The 15,033-nt window shown below is 71.1% G+C and carries 21 protein-coding genes; 9 read left to right on the forward strand and 12 right to left on the reverse strand.

Going from position 1 to position 15,033, the window contains the following annotated elements; all coding sequences use genetic code 11:
• Positions 1-11: 11 nt before the first annotated feature.
• Positions 12-788 carry an RNA polymerase sigma factor SigF gene (locus ACSHT8_RS02535; protein ID WP_436497280.1) on the reverse strand — a complete coding sequence of 259 codons (777 nt, stop codon included), beginning with the start codon at positions 786-788 and terminating at the stop codon, positions 12-14.
• 99 nt (positions 789-887) lie between these two features.
• Between ACSHT8_RS02535 and ACSHT8_RS02540 the strand changes: the two genes are divergently transcribed.
• On the forward strand, positions 888-1,316 hold the full coding sequence (locus tag ACSHT8_RS02540) for a hypothetical protein (RefSeq protein ID WP_436497282.1): 429 nt from the start codon (positions 888-890) through the stop codon (positions 1,314-1,316).
• Here ACSHT8_RS02540 and ACSHT8_RS02545 read toward each other — a convergent pair.
• Positions 1,313-2,338, reverse strand: coding sequence for a carboxylate-amine ligase (locus ACSHT8_RS02545; RefSeq protein ID WP_436497284.1), 1,026 nt, complete (start codon positions 2,336-2,338; stop codon positions 1,313-1,315). The two genes, ACSHT8_RS02540 and ACSHT8_RS02545, sit on opposite strands and share 4 nt — an antisense overlap.
• A gap of 85 nt (positions 2,339-2,423) precedes the next feature.
• On the opposite strand from ACSHT8_RS02545, the gene ACSHT8_RS02550 reads away from it, so the two are divergent.
• Complete coding sequence (locus ACSHT8_RS02550) at positions 2,424-2,831, forward strand: hypothetical protein (RefSeq protein ID WP_436497286.1); 408 nt, start codon at positions 2,424-2,426, stop codon at positions 2,829-2,831.
• On the opposite strand, the gene ACSHT8_RS02555 is transcribed toward ACSHT8_RS02550, so the two are convergent.
• The 6 genes from ACSHT8_RS02555 to ACSHT8_RS02580 are packed head-to-tail and all read right to left on the reverse strand — an operon-like array spanning position 2,828 to position 5,513.
• Complete coding sequence (locus ACSHT8_RS02555) at positions 2,828-3,271, reverse strand: DUF6328 family protein (RefSeq protein ID WP_436497288.1); 444 nt, start codon at positions 3,269-3,271, stop codon at positions 2,828-2,830. The genes ACSHT8_RS02550 and ACSHT8_RS02555 overlap by 4 nt on opposite strands.
• Positions 3,268-3,942, reverse strand: coding sequence for a DUF6766 family protein (locus tag ACSHT8_RS02560; protein WP_436497290.1), 675 nt, complete (start codon positions 3,940-3,942; stop codon positions 3,268-3,270). Before ACSHT8_RS02560 ends, ACSHT8_RS02555 begins: the two co-directional genes overlap by 4 nt.
• Positions 3,939-4,301, reverse strand: a complete 363-nt coding sequence (locus tag ACSHT8_RS02565) for a hypothetical protein (RefSeq protein ID WP_436497292.1) — start codon at positions 4,299-4,301, stop codon at positions 3,939-3,941. The genes ACSHT8_RS02560 and ACSHT8_RS02565 overlap by 4 nt, the downstream gene beginning before the upstream one ends.
• Entirely contained in the window at positions 4,298-4,717 is a 420-nt protein-coding gene (locus ACSHT8_RS02570) for a hypothetical protein (protein ID WP_436497294.1), read from the reverse strand. The genes ACSHT8_RS02565 and ACSHT8_RS02570 overlap by 4 nt, the downstream gene beginning before the upstream one ends.
• A 29-nt stretch (positions 4,718-4,746) precedes the next feature.
• Positions 4,747-5,199 (reverse strand): carboxymuconolactone decarboxylase family protein, encoded by a 453-nt coding sequence (locus tag ACSHT8_RS02575; RefSeq protein WP_436497296.1) that lies wholly within the window; start codon positions 5,197-5,199, stop codon positions 4,747-4,749.
• Complete coding sequence (locus tag ACSHT8_RS02580) at positions 5,196-5,513, reverse strand: GNAT family N-acetyltransferase (RefSeq protein ID WP_436497298.1); 318 nt, start codon at positions 5,511-5,513, stop codon at positions 5,196-5,198. The genes ACSHT8_RS02575 and ACSHT8_RS02580 overlap by 4 nt, the downstream gene beginning before the upstream one ends.
• Positions 5,514-5,578: 65 nt before the next feature.
• On the opposite strand from ACSHT8_RS02580, the gene ACSHT8_RS02585 reads away from it, so the two are divergent.
• Positions 5,579-6,526, forward strand: coding sequence for a pirin family protein (locus ACSHT8_RS02585; protein ID WP_436497300.1), 948 nt, complete (start codon positions 5,579-5,581; stop codon positions 6,524-6,526).
• Positions 6,523-7,206 carry an epimerase gene (locus ACSHT8_RS02590; RefSeq protein ID WP_436497302.1) on the forward strand — a complete coding sequence of 228 codons (684 nt, stop codon included), beginning with the start codon at positions 6,523-6,525 and terminating at the stop codon, positions 7,204-7,206. Before ACSHT8_RS02585 ends, ACSHT8_RS02590 begins: the two co-directional genes overlap by 4 nt.
• Here the strand turns inward: ACSHT8_RS02590 and ACSHT8_RS02595 are convergent.
• Together ACSHT8_RS02595 and ACSHT8_RS02600 are read right to left on the reverse strand one after the other, a co-directional pair.
• Positions 7,166-7,477, reverse strand: coding sequence for a hypothetical protein (locus ACSHT8_RS02595; RefSeq protein WP_436497304.1), 312 nt, complete (start codon positions 7,475-7,477; stop codon positions 7,166-7,168). The genes ACSHT8_RS02590 and ACSHT8_RS02595 overlap by 41 nt on opposite strands.
• 52 nt (positions 7,478-7,529) lie before the next feature.
• Positions 7,530-10,127 (reverse strand): CHAT domain-containing protein, encoded by a 2,598-nt coding sequence (locus tag ACSHT8_RS02600; protein WP_436497306.1) that lies wholly within the window; start codon positions 10,125-10,127, stop codon positions 7,530-7,532.
• Positions 10,128-10,215: 88 nt separating this feature from the next.
• Here ACSHT8_RS02600 and ACSHT8_RS02605 point away from each other — a divergent pair, with 88 nt between their 5' ends.
• Genes ACSHT8_RS02605 through ACSHT8_RS02615 form a run of 3 tightly spaced genes read left to right on the forward strand, consistent with a single transcriptional unit; the run spans position 10,216 to position 12,270 of the window.
• Positions 10,216-11,313, forward strand: coding sequence for a S8 family peptidase (locus tag ACSHT8_RS02605; RefSeq protein ID WP_436497308.1), 1,098 nt, complete (start codon positions 10,216-10,218; stop codon positions 11,311-11,313).
• Positions 11,310-11,720, forward strand: coding sequence for a hypothetical protein (locus ACSHT8_RS02610; RefSeq protein ID WP_436497309.1), 411 nt, complete (start codon positions 11,310-11,312; stop codon positions 11,718-11,720). The genes ACSHT8_RS02605 and ACSHT8_RS02610 overlap by 4 nt, the downstream gene beginning before the upstream one ends.
• 10 nt (positions 11,721-11,730) lie before the next feature.
• Complete coding sequence (locus ACSHT8_RS02615; protein WP_436497311.1) at positions 11,731-12,270, forward strand: dihydrofolate reductase family protein; 540 nt, start codon at positions 11,731-11,733, stop codon at positions 12,268-12,270.
• On the opposite strand, the gene ACSHT8_RS02620 is transcribed toward ACSHT8_RS02615, so the two are convergent.
• On the reverse strand, positions 12,267-12,908 hold the full coding sequence (locus ACSHT8_RS02620) for a TetR/AcrR family transcriptional regulator C-terminal domain-containing protein (protein ID WP_436497313.1): 642 nt from the start codon (positions 12,906-12,908) through the stop codon (positions 12,267-12,269). The genes ACSHT8_RS02615 and ACSHT8_RS02620 overlap by 4 nt on opposite strands.
• Before the next feature lie 68 nt (positions 12,909-12,976).
• On the opposite strand from ACSHT8_RS02620, the gene ACSHT8_RS02625 reads away from it, so the two are divergent.
• Positions 12,977-13,639 (forward strand): DUF4386 domain-containing protein, encoded by a 663-nt coding sequence (locus ACSHT8_RS02625; protein WP_436497315.1) that lies wholly within the window; start codon positions 12,977-12,979, stop codon positions 13,637-13,639.
• Here ACSHT8_RS02625 and ACSHT8_RS02630 read toward each other — a convergent pair.
• On the reverse strand, positions 13,612-14,580 hold the full coding sequence (locus ACSHT8_RS02630; protein ID WP_436497317.1) for a DNA polymerase domain-containing protein: 969 nt from the start codon (positions 14,578-14,580) through the stop codon (positions 13,612-13,614). The genes ACSHT8_RS02625 and ACSHT8_RS02630 overlap by 28 nt on opposite strands.
• A 42-nt stretch (positions 14,581-14,622) precedes the next feature.
• On the opposite strand from ACSHT8_RS02630, the gene ACSHT8_RS02635 reads away from it, so the two are divergent.
• Entirely contained in the window at positions 14,623-15,015 is a 393-nt protein-coding gene (locus ACSHT8_RS02635) for a hypothetical protein (protein WP_436497319.1), read from the forward strand.
• The last annotated feature ends 18 nt before the right edge of the window (positions 15,016-15,033 follow it).

Consider the following 15,033-nt stretch of genomic DNA (forward strand, 5'->3'; position numbering starts at 1 on the left):
GGCCCCACCCGTCATCCCATTCCTTCCCGCAGGTTCTTCAACGTCTTGCTGAGCAGCCGCGACACATGCATCTGCGACAGGCCGACGCGGCGGGCGATCTCGGTCTGTGTCAGATTTCCGTAGAAGCGCAGCAGCAGGATCCGCCGTTCACGTGGCGGCAGTTGGGCGAGCAGCGGCCTTAGTGTCTCGTGGAACTCGACGCCTTCCAGCGCGTCGTCCTCGATGCCGATGCGGTCGGCGACCGGGCCGTCGTCCTGGTCGGGGCCGAGAAGTTCGTCGAGGGACTGCGACCGGTAGACGTTGCCCGCCTCGATCCCCTCGTAGACCTCCTCTTTGGACAGTCCGAGGTGCGCGGCTAATTCCGACGGGGTCGCCGCCCGGCCCAGCCGCTGGGCCAGTTCACTGTTCGCCGCGCTGAGGGCGAGGTGCCGTTCCTGGAGCCGCCGCGGCACCCGGACCGACCAGCCGGTGTCCCGGAAGTGCCTGCGCACCTCACCCATGATCGTCGGGATCGCGAAGGCGAGGAACTCGGTGCCGCGCTCGGGGTCGAACCGGTCGACGGCGTTGATCAGCCCGACCGTGGCCACCTGCAGCAGGTCGTCGTGGGCCTCCCCACGGTGACTGAACCGCTGCGCGATGTGCTCGGCGACCGGCAGGTACTCGGTGATCAGCTCCTCGCGCGCGTGCTCCCATTCCGGCGTACCGGCCTTGTCGAACAACGGCCGCAAGTGCCCGTAGCCGTCGGACGAGTCGCGCCACGCCGCGCTGGTCATGTGCGGTTGCGTCATCGCGGGTCCGTCCGTTTCACAGCACGGGGATACCCTCTCGTGCGCCACGTCAAGCGAAATGGGCGGTTCACCTGCGGATTGTGCGGGTATCTCACTGGTGTGGACACCAACAGTTACGTCTTGTTCCTGATACTCGGCGTCGTGCTGGTCGCTGTCGACGGCCAGATCATCTACCGGAGCGGACTGCGCTACCTGGAGAACTCCTACACCGACGAGAACTCGGCGGGCTCGATGGCCCGGCTGGTGTCGGTGCTGTTCCACCTGGCGGTGCTGGGCGTGCTGGCGTTGATCTCCACCATCGACTTCAACGCGGACAGCCCGATCGAGGGCGTCGTGTTCCGCCTCGGCGTCACGCTGATCGTGCTGGCCATCGGCCACGCCATCGCCATCCGCGTCCTCACCCGGATGCGCGACCGGCTGGACGCCGAACGCATGTCGCAGCGCCGGTTCGAGAACGCCGAGCACGCCGAACCGGAGACCCGCGCGATGCCGGACAGCTACGTCAAGCCGCCGCTGACCAATCCCTAAGCGATCACGTCGAGAACGTCGCTGAGTCGCTGACGTCGGGCGTACGCGGCTCGCTGTCGCGTCGCGCCCGTCGTCAGCTCCACTGTGGACTCCAGGTCGGGGACCGTGCGCATCAGGTCGGCGACGACGGCGCGCACGGGCCGCTGCTCGCCGGTCACCGGGTCGGCCGTGGTTCCGTCGAGCCCGTCTCTGGCCGCGCGCCACAGGCCCGCCCGGATCAGCTCGGTCGGCACGCGCGGGGCGGGCGTGGACAGGTTGTCCAGCGCCCGCACCACGATCGCCCGGACCAGCACGGCGAGAAGAACGGCGTCGTCGGCGGTGACCTGCACGTCGGGGACGCGGACCTCGACCGTCGGCTGGTGCTCGGACGGGCGCACGTCCCAGTAGACCATCTTGCGGTCGAGCGCGGCGCCGGTCGCCAGCAGGCCCGTCACCAGTTCCTCGTAGTGGTCGACCGATTCGAGGTACGGCGTCGGCCCCGCGCACGGCCACCGCCCCCACAGCAGGTGCCGCGTGCTGGCGTAGCCGGTGTCGACGCCATCGAAGAACGGCGAGTTGGCCGACAGCGCGAGCAGCGTCGGCAGCCACGGCCGCAGCCAGTTGCACACCCGCACCGCGTCGGCCCGGTCGGCGACGCCCACGTGGACGTGGCAGCCGCACGTCGTGCCGCCGAACACGATCGGCCCGACCGCCTCGGCGATGCGCTGGTAGCGCGACCCCGGCCCGACGATCGGCAGCCCGTGCTGGGTGTGCGGGACCGTGCCCGAGGCCATGAGCCGCGCCCCCAGCGCCCGCGCACCCTCGCGCAGGGTCGCACGCAGGTCGGTCAGCTCCCGCTTCAGGTCGTCGGCGGTCCGGCAGACGCCGGTGGCCGACTCGACTTGGCAGCGCATCATCTCGGGCTTGACGTCGACGTGCCGGTCGGCGCCCGCCAGCGCCTCCGGTGCCCGCGTCACCAACTGCCCGGATGGGTCAACCAGGAAGAACTCTTCTTCGACCCCTACCGTGCTGCCATCTTGCATACCCCATCGTCCCCCGTCTGCGGTTTCAACACCCCACGATCGGGTAGCTGACAGGGGACGGGTCAGGCGAATTGGGGAGGCGACGATGGCCAAACGGGTCGCGGACGCGGTGCACACGTTGCTCACGGCAGTCCGCACGGGCGACATCGATTCGGTGTCTGACCTGCTCAAACGGTGGTGCGCCCCCGATCGCCCGGCCGACGAGGACTACGTCGCGCTGGTGTCGGCCCTCATCGGCGAGGGTGGCCGCAAGATCCGCGAGACCGAGCCCGTCACCGCCGACGCCGCCTTCGTGCTGGAGGTCCACAGCGAGGGCACCGAACTCGACATCGACGCCGTCGACCCGCCGGTCCGCGCCGCCCTGCGCGCCCAGCTGGCCTGGCTCAACGATGACTTCGCCGACGTCGACTTCCAGATCCGCGTCGTGGCGACCAACGGCGACAGCGGCGACCGGATGACGATGCTGGTCAACTCGCTGGTCTGGGCGATCTAGCGGCGGTGCCGCGCGGGCATCCCGAACCACATGACGCCGAAGCTCGCCCCGGCCACCACCGTGATGACGGCCGAGGCGGGCTGGCCCATGGTCACGTCCGTCAGCAGCAGCACCGTCCCCGTCATCGCCAGCGCGAGCGCCACCATCCCGGCGATCGCGAAGACGTTCGCCGTCTCGACGATCCGCTGCCGTTGCCGCTGCCGGAACAGCACCCGGTGCCACGCCGCGGGCGCGGTCAACAGCGCTATCGAGGCCACCGCCAGGAGCACCGTCACCACGTGGACCGCGTGCTGGAAGTCGGTGGCCCGCTCGTACGGCTCGGTGAAGGTGACCGCGAGCAGGAAGCCGAACAGGATCTGCACGCCTGCCTGGGCGACGCGCAGCTCCTGTAAGAGCTCGTTGACGTTGCGTTCCAACCGTTCGTCGTCTTCGACTGTCATCCTGATTCCTCGGTGACCCGGTGCGGCGCGCCGACCGGCTTGGACTCCGGTGAACCGCGCTGTCGCAAGTAGACACTCAGTACCGCCATCGACGCGATCGCCAGGAACTCCGACTGCCAGTTCTGCAGCGTGCGGTTCCAGAAGTCGGCGGAGAACAGGTACTCGCCCAGCGTCAGCGGGTCCTGGAAGGTGCTGAGCTGGTCGTCGTTGTAGGAGGCGCGGCCCGCGATGAGCTGGGCGGTCCAGGAGGCGAGGAACAGCACGAGCATCGCCAGGCCAAGCGACCAGGAGAACACGGCGGTGCGCCAGCCGCCGGTCTTCGCCCACTTCGGAGATTCGGCGGAGGCGAACCGGCCGACCTGCTGCTTCTCGTCGGACTCGGTCCCGATCTCCGACGACGGCTTCGACTCGGGCGACCCGCGCTGGACCAGCCAGACCGTGGCCACGACGTAGAGGAAGAACTGCAGGTACTCCGACTGCCAGTTCTCGGCGACGTCGACGGCGAAGTCCGACGACGTCAGGTACTGGCCGAGGCTGATCGGGTCGAACCCGTGCTCGACCCGCTTGGCGATCGTGTGCGCGTGCCCGGTGAACGCCTGCCCGACGAGCGCGGCGAGGAACAGCAGGCCGAACCCGACGCTCAGCCCGTTCTCGCGCAGGAAGCGCTTCATGGTCCGCCGACCGCGCAGTCGTAGGGCTCCTCGCCGTGGCTGCGACAGCCCGCGCCGGTCACCCGCCAGCCCGCGGCGAACTCGTGCAGGAAGAGGACGCTCGACCCGGCGGTCGCCTTCGCCCCCTCGCCCCACACCTCGGCCGACTCGACGGAACCGAGGTCACCCAACTCAGCGAAGGCCGCCTGGCAGTCGACATCCTGGGCGGCGCGTGGGGCCAGCAGGGCGCAGGCGGCGTCGGTGCGCCCGTCGGCGACCGCGCTCACGAAGTCCCGCGCCGCCCGGGTCGCGTCCGCCTCGCCGGAAGCCGAGCATCCCGCGACGAGGACGAACCCGAGAAGCAGGCCCCAGGGTCTCACCGGTCGTCCAGTGGTTCATCCGATCGGATGGCCTCCGCCATCGACCCGCCAGCCTCATCCGCCGACTGCCCCCGCCGCGCGGCGTCGTCGAGGGAGTCGTAGGCCGGTTCGGGCATCTCGTAGCCCGCGGGCTCGTCGAGATCGTCGATCGTCTCGTCGAGCTCGTCCACGGGCGTGTTCGCCACCGGCCGTCCGGCCACCTCGGGCAGCACGTCGGGCCGCTCGGCCGCCAGCTTCCGCTCCAGGCCCTCACCGTCGAGCGCCTCGGCGGGTGTCATCCCGTACTTGTCCGCCCCGGTCCAGTGCTCCGGCGGCTCGATCCCCTGCTCCAAGGGGTCGACCCGCAGCGAGTCCTCGTCGAGTTCCTCAGCGGCGCGCTGGTCAGCGGGGTCGGGTCCGGTGTTCCACTCAGTCATGCGAGGGATGTACCCCCGAACGCCGCGGACTACCCCCGGCGCTGGATCGGGTGGCCACTGAGGATCGACACCCGGTTGAAGGTGTTGATCGTGATGGCCGCCCACACGATGAGGGACAGCTCGTCGTCGTTGAGTTCCGCCCGGGCCGCGGCGTAGTCCTCGTCGCTGATGTGGTCGCCCTGGACCTCGGTGACGGCCTCCGCCAGGGCCAGCGCGGCGCGTTCCTTGGCTGTGTAGAGAGTGGTCTCCCGCCAAGCGGGCAGCAGGGCCAGCCGCTGGGGTGTCTCGCCCGCTTCCAGGGCCAGGCGCGAATGCAGGTCGAGGCAGAAGACGCAGTGGTTGAGCTGGGAGACCCGGATGTTCACCAGTTCGAGTGTCGTGCGCGGCACCCCCGCGTCGGCGGCGCGGGCCTTCAGCTCGGCCGACAGCGCGGTCAGTGCTTTGTAGACCGATGGGGACTGTTTGTCGAGGTAGATCCTCATGCCGAAACCGCGGCCAGTGCGGCCGGGGTGACCGGGTCGGCGATGTCGGCGAAGTCGTCGTGCCGCTTCAGGTAGGCCGCGACGAATGGGCAGATCGGCACGATCCGCTGACCCGCCTCGCGGGTGGAGGCGAGCGCGGCCGAGATCAGCTTGCTCGCCAGGCCGCGGCCGGAGAAGCGTTCGTCGATCTCGGTGTGGAAGAAGATCCGCTGGTGGTCGCGGTCGGTGTACTGGGTGAAGCCCGCGACCTCCCCGTCGACGGTGACCTCGTAACGCCCTGGCGGGTTCTGGACCGTGATTTGTTCATCCGTCACACAGTCAGTATCCCGGTATAGCCTGATTGGCGCAGTGACGGTTCACATCGTGGGTTTGGGGACGCATGAGCAACCTGGAGAACGCGCCCGCCGAGTTGGTGTGCACGCGCGGCGACGGTCCGGGCAAGGTGCTCGACTGGCGCGAGGTGCCCCTCGGCGGTCCGAGGGCGATGACGGTCCGCCGCACGCTCCCGCAGCGCGAGCAGTCGCTCATCGGCGCGTGGTGCTTCATCGACCACTACGGCCCCGCAGGCAGCGACATGCGGGTCGACGGCCATCCGCACACCGGGCTGCAAACCGTGTCCTGGCTGTTCAGCGGCGAGGTAGAGCACCGCGACACCACCGGCGCCCACGCCATCGTCCGGCCCGGCGAGATCAACCTGATGACCGCGGGCTCCGGCATCGCCCACTCGGAGTACTCGCTTCCCGGCGCCGTCATGCACGGCGCGCAGCTGTGGGTGGCGCTGCCCGACGCCGACCGGTTCGCCGCGCCCGGCTTCGAGCACTACGCCCCGCCCGTCGTCAACCACGATGGCGCCCGGGTGCTTGTCTTCCTCGGCACCCTGCTCGGCCAGACATCCCCGGTCGCCACCTACACCCCGCTCCTCGGCGCCGAGATCACGCTGCGGCCCGGGCAGGAGCTCGCGCTGGACGTCGACCCGGCGTTCGAGCACGGTGTCCTGGTCGACACCGGCGACATCACGGCCGCGGGCGTGTCCGCGAAGGCGGGCCAACTCGTCTACCAGCCGACCGGAGCCACCACGCTCACCGTCGGCGCGGGCGACGACGGCGCGCGCGTGCTCGTGCTCGGCGGCGTGCCGCTGGGGGAGCGCATCGTCATGTGGTGGAACTTCATCGGCCGCTCCCACGACGAGATCGTCGGCTTCCGCGAGCAGTGGCAGAAGGAACGCGCGGGCGGCGAGTCCAAGCAGTACGGCACGTTCCCGGAGCAGTGGGCCGAGACCCTGCCCGCGCCCGCGCTGCCCAACATCCGATTGAAGTCGCGCGGATGAAGGTCGTCATCTTCGGCGCGAGCGGCATGGTCGGCCAAGGCGTCCTGCGCGAGAGCCTGCTCGCCACCGACGTCACCGAGGTCATCGCCGTCGGTCGGTCGCCGCTGGGCAAGAGCCACCCGAAACTGCGTGAGATCGTCCACAAGGACATGCTCGACCTGACCCCGATCGCCGACGACCTGACCGGCTTCGACGCCTGCTTCTACTGCCTGGGCGTCTCCTCGGCGGGTATGTCCGAAGTGGAGTACACGCGGATCACCCACGACTTCACCCTCGCCGCCGGGCGCGTGCTGGCCGAGCGCAACCCGGGGATGACGTTCATCTACGTCTCCGGCTACGGAACGGACAGCACCGAACAAGGCCGGACGATGTGGGCGCGGGTCAAGGGCCGCACGGAGAACGAGCTGATGTCGCTGCCGCTGGCCGCGTTCATGTTCCGTCCCGGCTTCATCCGCCCCATGCACGGCGTCAAGTCCAAGACGACGCTGTACCGGCTGCTCTACGCGGTGATCTCGCCGCTGTCCGGCCTGATTCAGCGGATCGCGCCCAACCAGGTCAGCACGACCGAGGGCATCGGCAAGGCGATGCTGGAGGTCGCCCGGTCGGGCGGTCCGCAGCCGATCCTGGGCACCCGCGCGATCAACGCCCTCGCCGATGGGCCAGGACCAGCGCGACCGTGACCGCCCCGGCCAGCCCGACGAGCCGGTGCACGTCGATGGCGGGTTTCCAGGACACCTTCCCGTGCTGGATGACGAACGCGCCCGTAGGCCGGGCGACCAGCCCGAACCCGGCGCCGTCGACCTTCGGCTGATCCCCGGAACCACCACCGCCGCCACCGATCACGGTGGCGGCGGCGATGACGGTGATTCCGTCGCGTTCGTAGGGCTCGGCATAGACCGTGCGCGCACTCAGGGAGTCCCGCACGGTCCGCATCGCGTCGCTGAAGCTCACCCCACGACCTTACGAGCCCGCACCCGCACCCGACGACTCGCCGGGTGCGAGGTCATCGGCCCAGGCAGACGAACCCGGCCGTGGCGGCGAGTGTCGCAGGATCGGTGTCGTCGACCGCGGTCGCGGCCCTGGCCAGCGCGTGGGCGGGGCGGTCGCCCGCGGCGAGGAAGCGGTGGAAGGCGACCATCAGCGGTTTCGTCTGCGCGTCCGGCACCGGGATCACCGAGGCGACGAGGTGGGCGGTGCCGTGGCCGATGAACGCCGCCGCCAGCCCCAGCAACTCGTCACCCGCCCGGACCGCCGACCGGCCGCTGTCGCACGCGGCCAGCACGACGGTGCGGGCGGCGGTGCCGAGCTGTTCGATGTCGTGCACCACGAGTGGTCCGTCGTGGAACAGCAGTTCGGAGAACAGCGGGTTCTCCGCGGTGAGCTTGCCGTGCGCGGCCAAGTGCACCACTTCCGAACTGTCCACAGCGGACAGAACAGAGTGGACAGTCGCGTCGGCGCCGACCAGCGCTTTGACCCCGTGGATCGCCGCCACCGCGACAGCCTCCTGCTCGGCTCCGGGCAGCCCAGGCCCGGCGGCGACCGCGAACGACGTCGGCGCGTCCGGCTCGTCGCCGATGCTGTGCCACAGGGTCGCCGAGGGTGACACGGTCACCGGAATCCCTTGACACGACGGCAAAGTCGACCACGCGACGCTGTGCAGCGGCCCGGTCGGCACGATCACCAGCGGCCGGTCGGCCACCTCCGGCAGCGGCCGCAGCAACAGCGCGTCGAGCCGGTCAGCCGTCGTGCGGAGCAGTGAAGCCGCGGCGTCCCGGCTGGCCGCGAGCACCTGCGGACTCGCGAGCCGGTGCAGGGCGAACGGCAGCCGGTCGACCAGGTCCACCACCGTCGCCACCGACCCCAACGCGCGCAGCCGCACGGTCCCGTCGACCACGGTCACCGCGTGCAGCGCGTCGCCCAGCCGCACGAACTCGACCAGTGCGGCGTCGCCCAGGTCCAGCGACGCGGGGGAAACCGGCTCGGTCGGCACCGCGGTCCCCGGCCGCAGCCGCACATGGTCGCGGATCTGCCGTTCAAGCTCGACCTGCCGCGCCGTCAGCCGCGCGTTCCGCCCCTCGACCCGGCTGATCTCCACCGCCGTCGACCGCAGCCTGCTGAGCAACTCGGCCAGCTCCGGGTCATGCGGCGGCCGGGCCGCGCGCCACAGCCTGCTCGCCCGCCCGCGCTCGGCCCACTCGAACACCCGGGCGGGCCTGCCGTCGGCCAGCGCCATCCGCAGCCCCAACGCCGCCAACTCCCGGCGGTGCACCGCCGAGTGCACCCGCAAGTCGGCCGCCCCCAACGCGGTGCTGTGCTCGTCCAACAGCCGCAACCCGGTGCGGACCGCGCCCGCCGCCCCCGAAACGTCGCCCTTCGACTGGCGCAGCAGCGCCTCGGCGTACCAGCCGCGTGCCCGCAGCGTCACCGGCCCGCGCCTGCGAACCCGCGCCGCCGCGGCCAAGTGGACTTCGCCGCCCGCGACCAGCCGGGCCTCCACCGACGCGGCGATCCATCCCGCCGCCGTCAGCGTTTCCACCACCGAATCCATCCCGGCCCCGGCCCGTCCCCCCGCGGCCAGCCTGGCGCGCGCCGCGGTGAGCCGGGCCTGCGCGGCCCACGCCGGCCGCCGCTGGCGGGTGAACTCGCGGCCCGCGAGCCGGGCGCAGCGCACGGCCTCGGCCCAGTCCTGGTCGAGGAACGCCGCGTGCGCGAGCTGCATCCGGATCACCGGGACCATGAGCCGCCGGTTCTCCTTGGCGAACCCCTCCACCGCCCGCTCAGCCGCCTGCCGCGCCTCGGCCACCAACCCGACGGACAGCAGCAGCTCGGCCCGGTCCCACAGCACGAGGGCGGGCTGCCCGCCGTGCTCCACCATCGAGGTCTCCGCCTGATCGAACGCGGCCAGCGCGGCCGGGACGTCGCCGCGGAGCAGCTCCACATAGCCGAGGTTCTGCGCGATCATCCCCAGCGCCAGGTGCCTGCCCAGGGCGCGGGCCAGCCCATCGGCCTCCACCAGGTCGGCGTGCGCCGCGGCGAACTCGTGGCGCTCGGCCAGCACGATCCCTCGGTTGATGAGCGCGCGTTGGACATGCGGTCGGTCGTCTGCCGCGCGAAGCTCGGCGAGAGCGGTGTCGAGATCGGACAGTGCGCCGTCGTGGTCGCCGAGGAGGTATTTGATGATCCCGCGCTGCGCCCGCGCCCGCGCGCGGTCCGTGCCGCGCAGCCCGGCGACGGCGGCGTCGATCTCGTGCAGGCCCGCGCTCGCCTGCCCGCGCTGGACCAGCGCGAACGCCACCTTGATCGCCGCGGCCCCCGCCAGCGCCGCATGGCCCGCCGCCGTCGCGTGCGCGACCGACCGGCGCAGGTGCCGCAGTGCGGCGCTGACCTCGCCGCCGTGCAGCAGCGCGTTGCCCCACGCCTGCTCGGCCACGGCGGCGGCCTCGGCCGCGCCGGCCCGCTTCGCCGCGGCCAGGGCGTCGGCCGCCACGGGGATGGCCCTCGACGGCACGGTGTTGGCCAGGTCGAGCGCGCGGTTCGCCTCATCCATCGCCCGCGCCGGGTCCACAGCTCCAGATCGCACACTGTGGGAACGAGTGGTCATGTGCACACGATGCAGGAAGTTGAGGTATCAGGCCCGCGATTTGTGGCTCTGAGAGTCAGCAGGTCAGACGAGAAGGAGAGGTGTCGCCGTGTTCCCGGAGCTTGAACTGGACGCGAAGGCCGACCAGTTGGTCGTCGACCTCGAGCACGTCGAGGAAGTGACCGTGCGGCTGGGGGACCTGGGCATCACGGTCGGCGCGCGGGAGGACGACGCCCGACTCGGGCTGTCGCTGCTGTCCGACCTGCAAGAGGACGGGCCGGACGGTGCGAAGCGGCTGGTCGGCGACGTCGACCCGCCGCTGGCCGAGCTGCGCCGCGGCTATGCCGCCCAGTTCCACGGCTGGGTACCCGACCTGGCCAAGAACCGGGTGACGAGCGTGGTCGTCGGCTTCCCCAACCCGAACATCCACCTCGGGGTGCTTCCGATCAAGGCCGACGAGCCCGCGAAGGTGCTGGGTTCGGCGGGGACGGGTGTGCGGGTCGGGTTCGTCGACACGAAGTGGTACCCGCATCCCGCGCTGGACGCCGTCGCCGTCGAGCGGGAGGCCGTGCTGTCCGACGACGACGAGCCGTGGCCGATGCGCGCGGGCCACGCCGCGTTCGTCGCTCACCTCATCCTGGCCCAGGCACCCGGCGCGCACCTGACGCTGCGGTGGGCGCTGAAGGCCGACGGCACCGGCACCCTGTGGCAGGCCGCCAAGCAGATCGCGTCGTTCGCCGACGAGAAGGTCGACGTGCTCAACCTCAGCCTCGGCGTCCGCACGCTCGACAGCCAGCCGCCGCTGCTGCTGACCAGGGCACTCGCCGCGCTCGACCCGGACACCGTCGTGGTGGCCTCGGCGGGCAACCACGGCACCATCCAGGGCATGGTCAACGGCCTGCGCGCGAACTCGCCGACCTGGCCCGCCGCGCTGCCCAGGGTGATCGCCGTAGGCGCCCCGGCCGTCTACTCCCCGGAGGCGCCGTGGGTCGACCTCAAGGCTGAGGGCACCGCGGTCAGCGCGTACCTGAAAGGCAAGGTCGAGTTCCCCGGGGGCGGCACGGAGAAGTTCCACGGCTGGGCGGAATGGGCGGGCACGTCGTTCGCCGCGGCCAGGGTCACCGGCCAGATCGCGGCGCGCGTCGTCCCCGGCCAGGTCACCGCCCGGGAGGCCGCGGCGGAGGTCCTCGCCGCCGCGTCGGGATGAGCGCGCGTTGGGCCGACGACCGGCTGCTCGTCGAGCTGTCGGCCGCGGTCCACGCCGATCGGATGGTGCCCGCGTCCTTCCGCGAGTACGGCAGGGCCGCGTTCCTGTGGCGTGATGCCAGCCTGGCCGAACTACTGGACACCCAGTTGACCGGCGTGCGGGCGGACGCGGTCCTGCGGGCGCTGACGTTCGTCGCCGATCGCGTGGCGGTCGAGGTGGAGATAGGGGATGAGGGGCTGTTCGGGCTGGTGGTTCCCCCGGTGTGCCGCGAGGTTTCGGTGATGCTGGGGGACGTGGTTGGCTCGGTTCCGGTGGACGACACCGGGTGGTTCGCGATCCGGCCCAAGCCGACCGGGCCGGTGCGGCTGCGGTTCGGTGCCGTCACCACGCCCTGGTTCACCCCTTAGGAGGCGGCGAATGCGGCGGACGGCGGACGGCAAGGTCCTCTGGCACTTCACGATGTCCCTCGACGGCTTCGTGGCCGGTCCGGACCACGGCCTGGACTGGCTGGCAGGCGTGTCGACCCGCCCGGGCCTGGTCGAGGAGTACGCCGAGACCACGGGCGCCGTGCTGGGCGGCCGCGACGGCTGGGACGCCTACCCGGACGCGAGCGCCATCTACGGTGGCGCGTGGAGCGGCCCGCTGTTCGTGCTCACCCACCATCCCGAGGACGCCACGCCCGCGCCGGGAGTCACATTCCTCAACCGCGACGTGGCCGAGGCGGTGCGCATCGGGCTGGCGGCGGCGGGCGGGAAGAACCTGGAGGTGTTCTCGCCCAGCATCGGCCGACAGCTCCTCGAACTGGGTCTGATCGACGAGATCGACCTGCACATCGCCCCGGTCCTGCTCGGCGACGGTATCCGCCTCTACGACAACCCGGGTGGCGTGCCGATCCCTCTCAACCTGGTGGGTGAAGACCCCAAGGCGACGGTGACCGTGCGGTACCGACCCGCCTAGGTGATCGTGCGTTCGAGGCCGTCGAGGATCAGGTCGAGGCCGAAGGTGATCGGGGGGACGCCGTCGTAGCGGCCGTCCATCACGTGCTCGGCCAGTTCGGTCAGCCGGGGGAACTCGCCCGGTGGCAGCCGGGGGACGTAGGTCTCGGCGGCCTCGGCGTACTGGTCGGCCTCGAACGGTGAGTTCACCCGCTGGAGCGTGAACCCATAGATGTGGCTGTCCATCGCGTTCCACGCGTAGTCGGCCTGTTTGACCGAGAACCCGGCGCCCCGCAGCGTTTCCAGGGTCGACTCCACGTAGCGCAACATCGCGGGGCCGACGTTCGGTCGCGCCATCAGCAGCGCGCACGCCCACTTGTGCCGCAGCAGCACCTCATGCGCGGAGACGCCCCGGCGCCGCATGGCGGTCTTCCAGGCGTCGGCCGGGTCGGGCAGGGCGATCTCGGCGACGACCAGGTCGACGATGCCGTCGAGGATCGCGTCCTTGTTCGCCACGTGCTTGTAGAGCGACATCGCCTCGACGCCGAGGGCTTGGCCGATCGCGCGCATGGTCAGCGTGTCGGTGCCGCCCTTGTCGGCGAGGGAGAGAGCGGCTTGTAGGACGCGCTCGGTGCTCAGCGGCTTCCTTGACACGGTCACAGCCGCGAGTCTAGCTTACGTCGTAAGCCGGCTTACGACGTAAGCCATCGTGTGTGTGAGGAACCGCCATGAACCGCTACGCCAGACTCGCGGGTGCCCTGTACCTGACGATCATCACGACGTCGATCCTGTCGCTGATCCTCATCGAGTCCCGGCTCGTGGTGGACGACTGGGCGGAGACCGCGCGCCGCATCCAGGCCGACGAGACCCTGTTCCGGGTCGGCCTGGTCTACGACACCCTCATGTTCGCCGGGGTGATCGCGCTGGCGTGGTCGCTCTACATGATCCTGCGGACCGTGGACCGCTCGCTGGCACTCCTGGGGCTGCTCTGGCGCGTGGCCGAGGCGGTCGTCGGCGCCGCGACGGTGCTGCTCGGGGTGCTGGTCGCGGTGCTCCCGCAGGTGTCCGACCGGGCCGCGTGGGTCGAGGTGCTCGTGACGGCGCGCGGGATCGGGTTCGACCTGGTGCTGGTGTTCCTGAGCCTGGGCTCGCTGGTGTTCTGCGGCCTGCTCTACCGCTCGCGCTACGTGCCGCGCTGGCTGTCCGGGCTGGGGATCGTGGGGTTCGTGATCATGCTGGTGGCCACGCTGGTGAGCCTGCTGGTCCCGGAGACGCGCGATCTCGCGATGGCGGCGTGGGCGCCGGGCATCGTGTTCGAGGCCGGGATCGGTGTCTGGCTGCTGGTGAAGGGCATTCCAGCGACTCAGCCCTCGGCTTCCTTGCGTGCCTGAGCGCGGCGGCGTTTGCCTTCATGCATGGCCACGACGCGAGCGACGGGAATGGTGTGGCCCTCCTCGACCAGATCGGCCGGAAGGACCTGCGGGGCGGGCATCCGTTCCGCCCACGGGTCGCCGTCCAATTGGGAGATGGCGTTGTGGATGGTGAAGTCGGACGGCTTCACCGACGGCAAGTCGTCCCACGCCACCGGGAACGACACGGGCGCCCCCGGCCGCACGCGCGGGCTGTACGCGGCCACGACCGTCGCGCCCCACGAGCGGGTCGAGTCGAGGAAAACCTTCCCGCCTCGGTCCTCGATGATGTACGCCGTCGTGGCCACGTCGGGGTCGATCCGCTCGGCCCGCGCGGCGATCGCGCGGGTCGCGGCGGCGACGTCGTCCATCGGGGTGGCCAGGTCGACCGGGACGAACACGTGCAACCCCTTGGCCCCACTTGTCTTCACCGCGCCCTCCAGCCCGGCGTCGGCGAGCGCCTGCCGGACCAGGAACGCGGCCCGCACGGCGGCGGGGAACGTCTCGCCCTGCGGCGGGTCGAGGTCGAGGATCAGGTGGGTCGCGTGGTCGGGGACGGCCGTCGTGGTGAGCGTCGGGTGGTACTCGACGGACCGCTGGTTGGCGAACCAGAGCAGCGTGCGGCGGTCGTCGCAGAGGCCGTACGAGATCTCCCGCTTCGACGCCTCCGCCCACACGCCGACCCGCCGCACCCAGGACGGGGTGTACTTCGGCAGGTTCTTCTGCATGAACGGCGCCTGACCAGGCCGCACCCGCATGACCGACAGCGGCCGGTCGCGCAGCCCCGGCAGGATCCGGTCGGAGACGGCGTCGAGGTAGTCGATCAGGTCGCGCTTGGTGCCACCCGACTCGTCGAACAGCGGAGAGTCGAGACTGGTCAGGGAGACGCCTTCGCGCGTGGTGCCATCGCTGCCTTCGCTCACCCGATCACCTTATATAGTTGGCGGCGGAAAGAGGGGGCGGAAGTGACTGTCGCTGATCTGACGGTGACCGCGAGCAACGACGGCCCGTGGGCCGCGGGCGGTATCGGGAGCTACACGCTGGTCGTCAGCGCGAGCCCGACGCACGGCTCGTCGGAGAAGCTCGTCAACCTGACCCACCGCCTGCCGTCCGGCGTCACCGCCGAGTCGGCGGCGGGCGAGGGCTGGAGCTGCTCCATCTCCGGCCACACGGTCAACTGCCTGTCGACGCGCGCGGTCGCGCCCGGTGAGATGTTCCCGCCGGTCGTCGTCAAGGTGTCGGTCAGCAGGCACCTGTCGGGCACGGTCACGGCGCGCACGGGCCTGTCGGTCGCGGGCGCCGAGGCCGACACCACGAACAACACCGCGACCTCCGACGCCGAGGTCCTGCCCAACTAGCGGCCCGGCCGCGGCCCC

It is taken from the genome of Actinokineospora sp. HUAS TT18 (assembly GCF_051364635.1).
GTDB lineage: Bacteria > Actinomycetota > Actinomycetes > Mycobacteriales > Pseudonocardiaceae > Actinokineospora.